Origin of the sequence: Actinomadura harenae (genome assembly GCF_003696215.1) — a bacterium.
Lineage (GTDB): Bacteria > Actinomycetota > Actinomycetes > Streptosporangiales > Streptosporangiaceae > Spirillospora > Spirillospora harenae.
Window position 1 is genome coordinate 1 of sequence record NZ_RFFG01000167.1, and the last position, 12325, is coordinate 12325.

General features: G+C 75.1%; 12 protein-coding genes and 1 pseudogene. All 13 read left to right on the plus strand.

From position 1 onward, the window contains the following. Positions 1 to 303, plus strand: a pseudogene (locus tag EBO15_RS40720) (magnesium chelatase); the annotation flags it as partial. Between the two features lies 1 nt (position 304). Continuing rightward, entirely contained in the window at positions 305 to 907 is a 603-nt protein-coding gene (gene cobO / locus EBO15_RS40725) for a cob(I)yrinic acid a,c-diamide adenosyltransferase (RefSeq protein WP_122199796.1), read from the plus strand. Next, positions 901 to 2247, plus strand: coding sequence for a cobyrinate a,c-diamide synthase (locus EBO15_RS40730; protein WP_122199797.1), 1347 nt, complete (start codon positions 901 to 903; stop codon positions 2245 to 2247). The genes cobO and EBO15_RS40730 overlap by 7 nt, the downstream gene beginning before the upstream one ends. Further along, positions 2244 to 3521: a precorrin-2 C(20)-methyltransferase gene (gene cobI, locus EBO15_RS40735; protein WP_122199798.1), complete on the plus strand. Its 1278-nt coding sequence runs from the start codon at positions 2244 to 2246 to the stop codon at positions 3519 to 3521. Before EBO15_RS40730 ends, cobI begins: the two co-directional genes overlap by 4 nt. Continuing rightward, positions 3518 to 4381, plus strand: coding sequence for a precorrin-4 C(11)-methyltransferase (cobM, locus tag EBO15_RS40740; RefSeq protein ID WP_233616813.1), 864 nt, complete (start codon positions 3518 to 3520; stop codon positions 4379 to 4381). The genes cobI and cobM overlap by 4 nt, the downstream gene beginning before the upstream one ends. Before the next feature lie 25 nt (positions 4382 to 4406). Further along, the gene (locus EBO15_RS40745; RefSeq protein ID WP_122199799.1) at positions 4407 to 5627 is read left to right on the plus strand and encodes a cobalt-precorrin-5B (C(1))-methyltransferase; all 1221 of its coding nucleotides are present in this window, start codon (positions 4407 to 4409) and stop codon (positions 5625 to 5627) included. Continuing rightward, positions 5624 to 6883 (plus strand): precorrin-6y C5,15-methyltransferase (decarboxylating) subunit CbiE, encoded by a 1260-nt coding sequence (cbiE, locus tag EBO15_RS40750; protein WP_122199800.1) that lies wholly within the window; start codon positions 5624 to 5626, stop codon positions 6881 to 6883. Before EBO15_RS40745 ends, cbiE begins: the two co-directional genes overlap by 4 nt. After that, positions 6880 to 8610, plus strand: a complete 1731-nt coding sequence (gene cobJ / locus EBO15_RS40755) for a precorrin-3B C(17)-methyltransferase (RefSeq protein WP_122199801.1) — start codon at positions 6880 to 6882, stop codon at positions 8608 to 8610. Before cbiE ends, cobJ begins: the two co-directional genes overlap by 4 nt. Further along, the gene (locus tag EBO15_RS40760) at positions 8601 to 8807 is read left to right on the plus strand and encodes an indolepyruvate ferredoxin oxidoreductase subunit alpha (protein WP_233616814.1); all 207 of its coding nucleotides are present in this window, start codon (positions 8601 to 8603) and stop codon (positions 8805 to 8807) included. The genes cobJ and EBO15_RS40760 overlap by 10 nt, the downstream gene beginning before the upstream one ends. A 14-nt stretch (positions 8808 to 8821) precedes the next feature. Beyond that, entirely contained in the window at positions 8822 to 9511 is a 690-nt protein-coding gene (locus EBO15_RS40765) for a precorrin-8X methylmutase (protein WP_122199802.1), read from the plus strand. Continuing rightward, on the plus strand, positions 9508 to 10440 hold the full coding sequence (locus EBO15_RS40770) for a sirohydrochlorin chelatase (protein WP_122199803.1): 933 nt from the start codon (positions 9508 to 9510) through the stop codon (positions 10438 to 10440). The genes EBO15_RS40765 and EBO15_RS40770 overlap by 4 nt, the downstream gene beginning before the upstream one ends. A gap of 15 nt (positions 10441 to 10455) precedes the next feature. Next, a complete protein-coding gene (gene cobC, locus EBO15_RS40775; RefSeq protein WP_233616815.1) occupies positions 10456 to 11493 on the plus strand; it encodes an Rv2231c family pyridoxal phosphate-dependent protein CobC in 1038 nt (345 codons plus the stop codon). A 13-nt stretch (positions 11494 to 11506) separates the two neighbouring features. Next, positions 11507 to 12325: nicotinate-nucleotide--dimethylbenzimidazole phosphoribosyltransferase (locus EBO15_RS40780; RefSeq protein WP_147481882.1), on the plus strand; the 819-nt coding region annotated here is incomplete at its 3' end.

A 12325-nucleotide genomic window follows, 5' to 3' on the forward strand; every position in this document is an offset into this window, starting at 1 on the left:
CTGGCCGCCGGGCTGATGCGCGCCGCCGAGGTGCTGCGCGTCGAGCGGCTGCGCGACCCGGCGCGGCGTCCGCTGCTGGTCGTCGTGACCGACGGCCGGGCGACGCACGGCGAGGATCCGGCGCGCGCGGCCGCGCTGCTCGCGGACGTGGCGTCCGTGGTGGTGGACTGCGAGTCCGGGCCGGTCCGGCTCGGCCTCGCCGGGACGCTCGGGGAGCGGCTGGGCGGCGAGGTCGTCCGGCTGGAGGAACTGGGGGCCGACTCCCTCGCCGGGGTCGTCCGGGATGTTCGGAAGGTGGCCTGACATGCCGCAGGGGAAGCCGGAGTACGTCCCGGAGGACGGCCTGACCACGCGCGCGCGCCGCAACCGCCCGCTGCTGGTCGTGCACACGGGACCGGGCAAGGGGAAGTCGACCGCCGCGTTCGGGCTCGCGCTGCGCGCCTGGAACCAGGGCTGGCCGATCGGGGTGTTCCAGTTCGTGAAGTCCGCGAAGTGGCGCATCGGCGAGGAGACCGCGCTGAAGGTCCTCGGGGAGAGCGGCGAGGGCGGGACGGTCGCCTGGAACAAGATGGGCGAGGGCTGGTCGTGGATCCAGCGTCCGGGCTCGGACGCCGACCACGCGGCCGACGCGCGCGAGGGCTGGGAGCAGATCAAGCGCGACCTGGCCGCCGAGACGTACCGGCTGTACGTCCTGGACGAGTTCACCTACCCGATGAAGTGGGGCTGGGTGGACGTCGACGACGTCGTCGCGACGCTGGGCGCCCGTCCGGGCAACCAGCACGTCGTCATCACCGGCCGGGACGCCGATCCGCGCCTGCTGGACGCCGCCGACCTGGTGACCGAGATGACCAAGGTCAAGCACCCGATGGACCGGGGGCAGAAGGGCCAGAAGGGCATCGAGTGGTAGCGCTTCCCCGGCTGGTCGTGGCCGCGCCGTCGTCCGGGAGCGGCAAGACGACCGTCGCGACCGGGCTGATGGCGGCGCTCGCCGAGCGCGGCCTCGCCGTCTCGCCGCACAAGGTCGGCCCGGACTACATCGACCCCGGCTACCACGGTCTCGCGACCGGCCGCCCGGGCCGCAACCTCGACCCGTGGCTGACGTCGGAGGCGCTGGTCGCGCCGCTGCTGCTGCACGGCGCGCGCGGCGCGGACGTGGCGGTCGTCGAGGGCGTCATGGGGTTGTTCGACGGTGCGGCGAAGGCCGGTCCGGGCGGGGCGTCCGGCGGCGACTTCGCGTCGACCGCGCACGTCGCGAACCTGATCGACGCGCCGGTCGTCCTGGTCGTGGACGCGTCGGCGGCCAGCCGTTCGGTCGCCGCGATCGTGCACGGCTTCCGGTCGTTCGGTGACGTCCGGTTCGGTGGGGTGATCCTCAACCGGGTCGGGTCCGAGGCGCACGCGGCGCTGTGCCGGGACGCGATCGAGGAGACGGGCGTTCCCGTGCTGGGCGCGCTGCCGAGGACGGACGACGTCGCCAAGCCCTCCCGGCACCTCGGGCTCGTCCCGGCGGCCGAGCGGCACGCCGAGGCGGTCGAGACCGTCCGGCGGCTGGGCGCGCTGGTCGCGGCGCACTGCGATCTCGACGCGCTCATGGCGCTCGCGCGTTCGGCCCCTGACCTGCACGAAGAGCCCTGGACGCCGCCGCTGCACGAGCCCGTGCGCACGCGCGTCGCGGTCGCCGGGGGAGCGGCGTTCACGTTCGGCTACGCAGAGAACGAGGAGCTGCTCGCGGCGGCCGGGGCGGAGGTCGTCCGGTTCGATCCGCTGCGCGACGAGCGTCTCCCGGACGGCACGCGCGGCGTCGTCATCGGCGGCGGCTTCCCCGAGGTGTACGCGGCGGACCTGTCGGCGAACGAGTCGCTCCGCAAGGAGATCGCCGCGTTCACCGGCCCGGTCTACGCCGAGTGCGCCGGGCTGCTCTACCTCGCGGACGAGCTGGACGGCAGGCCGATGTGCGGCGTCCTGGGCGGGGTGCGGGCGACGATGACGCCGAAGCTCACGCTCGGTTACCGGGCGGCCGTCGCCGTCGCCGATTCGGTGGTCGCGCGCGCGGGCGAGCGCTTCCACGGGCACGAGTTCCACCGCACGGCGACGGATCCGTCGCACGGCGGAACACCCGCGTGGCAGTGGAGCACGGTGGGGCCGGCCGGTTTCGTCGAGGGCGGTTGCGTCGCGTCCTACCTGCATCTTCACTGGGCGGGATCACCTGATTCCGCCCGCCGCTTCGTGGAGGCCGCCGCCCTATGAACGAGAGTGTTTTCCGCCGTCCCGTGAGGCTGACCGAAGGCCGGACGATCGTCCGGCAGCTGACCCTGGACGACGCGGAGGCGCTGGTGGAGATCGTCCGGGCCGAGCCGGAGATCCTGCCGAAGCCCCTGCACGGTGTCACCGACGCCGAGGCGCTCGCGCACTGGCTGACCGTGTCGGCCCCGAACGGGCAGCGGCACGGGGTGGCGGTGCACCTGGCGATCGCCGACGCCGAGACCGACACGCTGATCGGGTTCATCGGCCTGTTCCGGGTGGACGCGATCCACGACTCCTGCGAGGTCGGGTACGCGCTGCGCCGGTCCACGCGCGGCCGCGGCCACGCCACCGAGGCGTTGCGGCTGACCTGCGACTGGGCCCTGGACGACTGCGGCCTGCACCGGATCGAGCTGCGGACGCTCACCGACAACGTCGCGTCGATGCGCGTCGCGGAGAAGTCCGGGTTCCGGCGCGAGGGCGTCCAGCGCGGCGCCGGGCGCCACGAGGACCTGATCATGTTCTCCCGCCTCGCCACCGACACCGCGCCCGCGGGCCCGGTGCGGCTGGTCGGCGTCGGCGTCGGGCCGGGCGACCCGGAGCTCGTCACGGCCAAGGCCGTCCGGCTGCTCCAGGAGGCGGACGTCGTGCTCGTCCCCGTCCTCGAGCCGGACGAGCCGGGCCGCGCCGAGTCGGTCGTCCGGGAGTACACGGCGAAGGCCGAGCGCGTCGTGTTCGCGCTGAACGACCGGGGCGGCGTCACCGAGAAGCGCGCCGCCGCCTGGGACGCCGCCGCCGCGCGCGTCCTGGACGCGTTCGGGAAGGGCGCCCGCACGGTCGTGTTCGCCACGATCGGCGACCCGAACGTCTACTCCACCTTCACCTACCTGGCGCAGGGCGTTCTCGCCGGGCGCCCGGACGTCGTGGTCGAGACCGTCCCCGGCATCACCGCGATGCAGGACCTCGCCGCCCGCTCCGGGACCGTCCTGGCCGAGGGCACCGAGTCGGTGTCGCTCGTCCCGCTGACCGCCGGGCCGGACGGGTTCCGCGAGGCGCTGGCGTCCGGCGACACCGTCGTGGCGTACAAGTTCGGGTCGAAGGCGGCCGAGGTCGTCGAGGCGCTCAAGGACGCCGGACGGCTCGACGACGCCGTCTACGGGGCCCGGCTCGGCCTGCCCGGCGAGGCCGTGGCGCCCGCCGCCGCGATCGACGGGCCCGTCCCCTATCTCTCCACCCTGATCGTTCCGGGCCGCCGGACCAGCCGAGGAGGCAAACTGTGAGCATCGGACCGGCGACCGGATCGGCGTCCATCGGATCTGCGACCGGATCCGCGACGATGGGACGCGTCCTGTTCGTGGGGGCCGGTCCCGGCGCGGCCGATCTGCTGACGTTCCGCGCGGCGAAGGCCATCGCGGACGCCGACGTGGTGATCTGGGCCGCCTCGCTCGTCCACCCGGACGTCCTCGTGCACGCGCGCGACGACGCCGAGATCGTGGACTCGGCGCAGCTGCCGATGGAAGGCGTCCTGCCGTACTACGAGCGGGCCGTCGCTGAGGGGCTGACGATCGCGCGCATCCACTCGGGCGACCCCGCCCTGTGGGGCGCGCTCCAGGAACAACTCGACCGGTGCGTGGAGATGGGGCTGGACACCGAGGTCATCCCGGGTGTGTCCAGCTTCAGCGCGGTCGCCGCGGCCGTCGGACGCGAGCTGACGATCCCCGAGGTCGCGCAGTCGGTCGTCCTGACCCGGCTCGGCGGCGGCAAGACGCCGATGCCGCCGGGGGAGGAGGTCCGCGAGTTCGCCCGGCACGGGACGACGATGGCGCTGTTCCTGTCGGCGGCGCGTTCCGGCCAGCTCCAGGACGAGCTGGTCGAGGGCGGCTACCCGGAGGACACGCCCTGCGTGGTCGCCTACCAGTGCAGCTGGCCGGACGAGCTGATCGTCCGCTGCTCGCTGGGCGAGCTGTCGGCGACCGTGAAGGCGCACAAGCTGTGGAAGCACACGCTCGTGCTGGTCGGCCCCGCCCTGGCGGCGGGCGGGACGCGCTCGCACCTGTACCACCCGGGTCACTTCCACGGTTTCCGGCGCGCCGAGCCGTCCGCGCGCCGCTCTCTCCGAGAGGCTCGTCGGTCGTCCTGATTCCGACGACCGACGAGGACCACCCATGACCGACGAGCGTGAACTGCGCGAACCGGACCTTCCGCGGACGATGAAGGTCCGGCAGAAGGCGCTGCGCACCGGCTGGACCACCGGGTCCTGCGCGACGGCCGCCGCCAAGGCCGCGACGCTGCTGCTGCGCGGCGAGGAACTGCCCGGCTATGTCGAGATCGCCCTGCCGTCCGGCAACCGCGTCACCTTCCGGATCGAGGAGACCGCGACGGACGGCGAACGCGGGCGCGCGCGGGCCGTCGTCGTCAAGGACGCGGGCGACGACCCCGACGTCACGCACGGCGCGCACATCACCGCCGACGTGTCCTGGCGGGACGAACCGGGCCTGGAGCTGGACGGCGGCGTCGGCGTCGGCGTCGTCACCAAGCCGGGCCTCGGCCTCGAGCCGGGCGGCCCGGCGATCAACCCCGTCCCGCGCGCGATGATCACCCGGGCGGTCGCCGAGGCCCTGCACGACGCGGTGTTCGACGAGGCCCCGGGCCCGGAGGAGTGCACGGACCCGGCGACCGGACGCGGCGTCCGCGTGGTCATCTCCGTCCCCGACGGGGAGCGGATGGCGCGCAAGACGACCAACAAGCGTCTCGGCATCCTCGGCGGGATCTCGATCCTCGGGACGACCGGCATCGTCCGGCCGTTCTCCACGGCGTCGTGGCGCGCGAGCGTCGAACAGGCCGTGTCGGTGATGTCCGCCCAGGGGGAGACGACCCTCGTCCTGTGCACGGGCGGGCGCACCGAGAAGGGCGCCATGAAGATGCTGCCCAAGCTGCCCGAGGTGTGCTTCGTGGAGGTCGGCGACTTCACCGGCGCCGCCGTCCGGCGGGCCGTCGAACACGGCGTCACCCAGCTGGTGTTCGTCGGGATGGCCGGGAAGCTGACCAAGCTCGCCGCCGGGATCCTCATGACCCACTACACCCGCTCGAAGGTCGACACCTCGATGCTCGGCGACCTCACCCGCGACATGACCGGGAACGAGGAGCTGGCCGCGCAGGTCGCCGTCGCCAACACCGGACGGCACGCCTACGAGCTCTGGGAGGCCGCCGGGGTGCTCGGCCCCTGCGGCCGCGAGCTGTGCCGCCGCGTCGCGGACGTCCTGGAACGGTTCGCCGCCGAGCAGGCCGGGACGGAGAAGAGCCCGGTCGCCGCGCAGGTCGTCCTGGTCGACTTCACGGGAGAGAAGATGGTCGGGATGTTCGGCCGGATGGCGAGATCACGGTGATCACCGTCGTCGGCCTGGACGGCGGCCCGCCCCCGGCCTCCCTCCCCGCCCTGCTGGCGTCCGCCGCGCTGGTGGTCGGGGGTGCGCGGCACCTGGCGTCCGTGACCGTCCCGTCCGGCACGCGGACGGTCGTCATGGGCAACGTCCCCGCCGCCCTCGACGCCATCGCGGAGGCGTCCGGCAACGACGCCGTCGTCCTGGCCAGCGGCGATCCGGGGTTCTTCGGGATCGTGCGGGCGCTGCGTGAACGCGGGCACGAGCCGCGCGTCCTGCCCGCCGTGTCGTCGGTGGCGCAGGCGTTCGCGCGCGCGGGCCTCCCCTGGGACGACGCCCTCGTCGTGTCCGCCCACGGGCGTGAGCTGCGGCGCGCGGTGAACGCGTGCCGCGCCCACCCCAAGGTCGCCGTCCTGACCGCGCCCGGTTCGGGGCCCGCCGAGCTCGCGCGCGAGCTGTTCCCGCAGACCCCGCGCACGTTCGTCGTCTGCGAGAACCTGGGCGAACCGGACGAGCGGGTCGTGCACGTCCGCCCGGCCGAGGCGTCGACGCGTCCGTGGCGGGACCCGAACGTCGTGCTCGTCCTGGACCCGCGCCACGCGGTCGGCGCGAAGGGCTGGCTCGCGGGCGGACGCCCCGGACCGTCCGCCTGGGCCCTCCCCGAGGACGCCTTCGCGCACCGCGACTCCCTCGTCACCAAGGCCGAGATCCGCGCGTTCGCCCTGGCCAAGCTGGGTCCGCGCGTCGGCGACATGGTGTGGGACGTCGGCGCGGGCAGCGGCTCGGTGGCGATCGAGTGCGCCCGCTTCGGCGCGGCCGTCGTCGCCGTCGAGAAGGACGAGGCGTCCTGCGAACGCATCCGCGCCAACGTGCGCGCGCACGAGGTGAAGGTCGCGGTCTCACGCGGCACGGCCCCCGACGTCCTCCGCCACCTCCCCGACCCCGACGCCGTGTTCGTCGGCGGCGGCGGGCCCGAGGTCGTGCGCGCGTGTGCGGAGCGGGCCCTGCGTTCCGTCGTCGTCACGCTCGCCGCACTGGAACGTGTCCGCCCGACCATGGACGCGCTGACCGCCGAGGGGTTCACGGTCGAGGCCGTCCAGATCCAGGCGAACCGCCTGTCGCCCCTGCCCGGCGACGTGCACCGGCTCGCCGCCACCAATCCCGTCCACGTCGTCTGGGGCGAACGGCACCCGACGACCGTCCGCCCCCCGGAGCCGCCGCGACGGCGGCCCGTCACCGACCTTCCTGGAGGCGCCCTGTGATCGGGGTCATCGCGGCCACCGCGAGCGGCCGCACCGCCGCCGCCACCCTCGCCTCCGCCTGGCCCGGCGAGGTCCGGATCCTGGCCGAGGACAGGCCCGCCGACGCCCTCCGCGAGGCGTGGCGCACCTGCGACGCCATCGTGTCCTTCCTCGCCGTCGGCGCGACCGTCCGCGTCCTAGCGCCCCTGCTCGGCCACAAGACCGAGGACCCGGCCGTCGTCTGCGTGGACGAGTCCATGCGCTTCGCCGTCGCCGTCCTCGGCGGCCACCACGGCGCGAACCTGCTGGCCGGGCGCCTGACCGGCGTCCTCGGCACCCAGCCGGTGATCACCACGGCCAGCGACGCCGCCAACGTGACCGCGCTCGACTCCTGGGGCCGCGACCTCGGCTTCACGATCCACAACCCCGAGCTGCTCGCGCACGTCGGCGCGGCCGTCCTGTCCGGCGAGCCCGTCCTGCTCGAAGGCGCGGACCCCTGGCCGCTGCCCGCCCTCCCGCCCAACGTCTCCAAGGACGCCGCGGACGCCGCGACCGGCATCCTGATCAGCGACGAGGCCGAGGCGACCTGCCTTTGCCACGAGGGCTGGTTCGGCAGCCGCCTGGTGTACCGGCCGCCGTCCCTGGTCGTCGGGATCGGGTCGGCGCGCGGCGTCTCGGCCGCCGAGGTCGGCGACCTGGTCGACCGGACCCTCGCCGAGGCCGGGCTCGCCCCCGGGTCCGTCGTCCACGTCGCGACGATCGACGTCAAGGCCGACGAGCAGGGCATCCTGGACGCCGCCCGCGAACGCGGCTGGGAGGTCGTCGCCTACCCGGCGGAGACCCTCGCCGCCGTCGGCGTGCCCAACCCGTCCGAGGTCGTCCGCGCCGAGGTCGGGACGCCGTCGGTCGCCGAGGCGTCCGCGCTGCACGCCGCCCGCGTCCTCGGCCGGGACGCCGAGCTGGTCGCGGCCAAGGCCAAGACCGGCAACGCGACCTGCGCCGTCGCCCGCCTCACCCCGCGCGGGCGGCTCGGCATCGTCGGCCTCGGCCCCGGCGCCCGCGACCTGCTCACCCCCCGCGCCGAGGACGTCCTGCGCCGCTCCGCCGTGATCGTCGGCCTGGACCAGTACGTCGACCAGATCCGCGACCTGATCCGCCCGGGCACCCGCGTCCTGGAGAACGGGCTCGGCCAGGAGGAGGAACGTGCCAGGACCGCCGTCGAGGAGGCCGCGCGCGGCAACGCCGTCGCCCTGATCGGCTCCGGCGACGCGGGCGTCTACGCCATGGCGAGCCCGGCCCTGGAGTTCGCCGACGATCGCATCGACGTGGAGGGCGTCCCCGGCGTCACCGCCGCGCTCGCCGCCTCCAACCTGCTCGGCGCGCCCCTCGGCCACGACCACGCCTACATCTCGCTCTCCGACCTGCACACGCCGTGGGAGGTCATCGAGCGCCGCGTCCGCGCCGCCGCCGAGGGCGACTTCACGGTGTGCTTCTACAACCCGCGCTCACGCGCGCGCGACTGGCAGCTGGCCGCCGTCGTGAAGATCCTCGCCGAGCACCGCCCGCCGGAGACGCCCGTCGGGTTCGTCCGCAACGCCACCCGCCGCGACCAGACCGCGACGCTCACCACCCTCGCCGCCCTCGACCCCGCCGACGTGGACATGTTCACCGTCGTCCTGGTCGGGTCCAGCAGGTCCCGGGACGTCGCCGGCCGGTTCGTCACGCCCCGGGGCTACCGGTGGGCGTGACCGCCGGCGGGCGTGTCACCCTGGTCGCCGTCACCGACCGCTGCCAGGGCTGCGGAGCCTGCCTCCTGACCTGCCCGGAGCACGCCATCAGGCCGCACGGGAACCCCCTGCTCGTGCTGCCCGAGCTGTGCACCGGCTGCGGGGAGTGCGTCGAAGTCTGCCCGGTGGACGCCATCGAGGAGGCGTCGCGACCGTGAGAGGAACCCACCCGATGACCGACCGAGCGACGCTCGACACCCCGTCCGGCGACACCCCGTCCGGCGACACCCCCGGCGACGCGGCCGGGGCGGACCGCCCGGGGACGCCGCGGGTCCGCAGGCCGCATCCGATCGAGATCGAGTCGTTCGGGATCCTGCGGTCCCGCGTGGACCTGTCGCCCATGCCGCCGCTCTGGCGCGCCGTCACCGAGCGGATCATCCACTCCAGCGCCGACCTGGAGTACGCGGTCGACGTCCTCACCACCGAGGAGCACCTGGTCTCGGGCCTGGAGGCGCTGCGCGCGGGCGCGCCCGTCGTCACCGACGTCGAGATGGTCGCGGCCGGGATCACCGCCCGCGACACCGTCTGCCACGTCGCCGACCCCGCGACCGGGCGGATGGCCCGCGCCGCCGGGATCACCCGCTCGGCCGCCGCCGTCCGGCTCTCCTACGCCGAGGTCGGCCCCGGCGCGGTCTGGGTCGTCGGCTGCGCCCCGACCGCGCTCGCCGAGATCATCGAGCGCGGCGTCCGGCCCGCCCTGGTGATCGGCCTGCCGGTCGGCTTCGTCGGCGCCACCGAGTCCAAGCAGGCCCTGCGCGACAGCGGGCTGCCGCAGGTCAGCAACGTCTCCGAGAAGGGCGGGTCCGCCGTCGCGGCGGCCGCCTGCAACGCACTGCTCTACTACGAGGGGGACCCCCAGTGAACGCGCCGCTGCTGCTCGTCGGCCACGGCACGAGGTCGGCGGACGGTGTCGCCGACTTCGGCCGGTTCGTCCGGAGGCTCGCCCTGGTGATGACCGGGACGCCGGTGGCGGGCGGCTTCATCGAGTTGTCCCGCCCGCCGCTGACCGAGGCCGTCGCGGGCCTGTACGCGGACGGGCACCGGCGCCTCGCGGCCGTCCCGCTGGTCCTGGTCGGCGCCGGGCACGGCAAGGGCGACATCCCGGGCGCGATGGCGCGGGAACTCGTCCGGCATCCAGGGCTGTCGTACGCCTACGGCCGTCCACTGGGCCCGCACCCGGCGCTGCTGGCGCTCCTCGAGGAGCGCCTGGACGCCGTCCGGCCCGGGCCCGGCACGGCCGTCCTGCTGGTCGGGCGCGGCTCCACCGACCCGGACGCCAACGCCGAGGTCCACAAGGTCGCGCGCCTGTTCTGGGAGGGACGCGGCGCGGGCGGCCCCGGCGAGGGCCAGGGCCTGTCCGCCGTCGAACCGGCGTTCATCTCGCTGGCCCGCCCGAGCGTCCCCGAGGGCCTGGAACGCCTGCGCCGCCTGGGCGCGGAGCGGATCGTCGTGCTCCCGTACTTCCTGTTCTCCGGCGTCCTGCCCGACCGGGTCGTCTCCGAGGCGGACGCGTGGTCCGCGTCACACCCGGACGTCGACGTCCGCTGCGCCGAGGTCATCGGCGACTGCGACGGCCTCGCCGACCTGGTCCTCGAGCGGTACCGTGAGGCGCTGCGCGGCGACATCCGCATGAACTGCGACACCTGCGTCTACCGGATCGCCATGCCGGGGTTCGAGGACAAGGTCGGCGCCCCGCAGACCCCCCACCACCACCCGGACGATCCCGCCGGAACCGGTCACGGCCACGGCCTTGATCACGGACACGGGCACGGGCACGTTCACGCCCGCTGAGACGTTGGGGACCTAGTGAACCTCGAGGCACTGACCGACGACGATGTCGACCTCTCCCACCACGGCGACGCCGAGGTGGGTGACGGCCTGCGCGACTTCGCGGTGAACGTGCGGACCGCGACCCCGCCCGCGTGGCTGGCCGAGCGCATCCGCGCCTCGGTCGCCGACCTGGCGGCCTACCCCGACCCCGAGCCCGCCCGCCGCGCCGTCGCGCGGCGGCACGGCCGCTCGCCCGACGAGGTCCTGCTCACCGCCGGGGCCGCCGAGGCGTTCGTGCTGCTCGCCCGCGTCCTGCGGCCGCGCCGGGCCGTGGTCGTCCACCCGCAGTTCACCGAGCCCGAGGCCGCGCTGCGCGCCGCCGGGCACCGGGTCGAGCGGATCCTGCTCGGCAAGGACTTCACCTTCGACCCGGCCGCCGTCCCCGCCGACGCCGACCTGGTGGTGATCGGCAACCCGACCAACCCGACGTCCGTGCTGCACCCGGCCGCCGCGATCGCCTCCCTCGCCCGCCCCGGGCGGACGGTCATCGTCGACGAGGCGTTCATGGACTGCGTCCCCGGCGAGCCCGAGAGCCTCGCCGGGCGGCTGCCGTCCGGGTTCGTCGTCGTCCGCAGCCTCACCAAGACCTGGGGCCTGGCCGGACTGCGCGCCGGATACCTGCTCACCGCGCCCGACCTGGTGTCCCGGCTGTCCGCGGCCCAGCCGCTCTGGGCCGTCTCGACACCCGCGCTCGTCGCCGTCGAGGCGTGCAGCGCGCCCGAGGCGGTCGCCGAGGCGGACGCCTGGGCCGCCGGGATGGGCGCCGAGCGCGACCGCCTCGCCGCCGAGCTCACCTCGCGCGGCCTGTACGTCGTGCCGTCACCGCGCGCGTCGTTCCTGTGCCTGCGCGTCCCCGACGCCCTCGGCATCCGCGTCCTGCTGCGGCAGCGCGGGTTCGCCGTCCGGCGCGGCGACACCTTCCCCGGCCTCGGCCCGGACTGGCTCCGCATCGCCGTCCGCGACCGCGCCGCCGACGACGAACTCCTCGAGGCCCTGCGTGACCTCGGCACCTGAGGAAGAGGCCAGCATGGAACCGACCACCGGCACCGCAGACCTGATCACCGAGACCGTCGAGGCCGTCCGGCCGCTCGACGCGTCCGCGATGCGGGACGCCCGCGACCTGCAGAACCGGCTGACCAAGCCGCCCGGCTCCCTCGGCGTCCTGGAGGACCTCTCGGTCCGCCTCGCGGGCCTCGCCGGGACGTGCCCGCCGCCGCTGCCCGAACCGGCCGCCGTCGCCGTGTTCGCCGCCGACCACGGCGTCCACGCCCAGGGCGTCACGCCGTGGCCGCAGGAGGTGACCGCGCAGATGGTCGCGAACTTCCTCGCGGGCGGCGCGGTCGTCAACGCCTTCGCGGGCCAGGTCGGGGCGCGGGTCTCCGTCGTGGACATCGGCGTCGCCGCCCCGCTGGCCGCCGCCCCGGGCCTGCTCGCCCGCAAGGTCGCGTCCGGCACGGCCGACATGACGCGGGGCCCCGCGATGACCGCGGACCAGGTCCGGCGCGCGGTCGAGACGGGCATCGAGGTCGCCCGCGAGCTGGTCGCGTCCGGCGCGCGCTGCCTGATCACCGGCGACATGGGCATCGCGAACACCACCGCGTCCGCCGCGCTGATCTCCGCCTTCACCGGTCTCCCGCCCGAGGACGTCACGGGCCGCGGCACCGGCATCGACGACGCCACCCACGCCCACAAGGTCGAGGTCGTCCGCGCGGCCCTCGCCCGCCACGGCCTGCTCCCGTCCTCGCCCGCCGACGCCTCGCGCCCGGACACGCCCGAGCGGAACGCCTCCGCCGCCCGCACCCCTCCGGCCCCCGCGGCCTCCGCGGCCCCGGCGGCGGTGTCCGTG

Coding starts and splice junctions, on each gene's coding strand:
- EBO15_RS40765 (WP_122199802.1), top strand. CDS start 8,822: ATGACCGACCGAGCGACGCTCGACACCCCGTCCGGCGACACCCCGTCC.
- EBO15_RS40745 (WP_122199799.1), top strand. CDS start 4,407: ATGACCGACGAGCGTGAACTGCGCGAACCGGACCTTCCGCGGACGATG.
- cobI (WP_122199798.1), top strand. CDS start 2,244: ATGAACGAGAGTGTTTTCCGCCGTCCCGTGAGGCTGACCGAAGGCCGG.
- cobO (WP_122199796.1), top strand. CDS start 305: ATGCCGCAGGGGAAGCCGGAGTACGTCCCGGAGGACGGCCTGACCACG.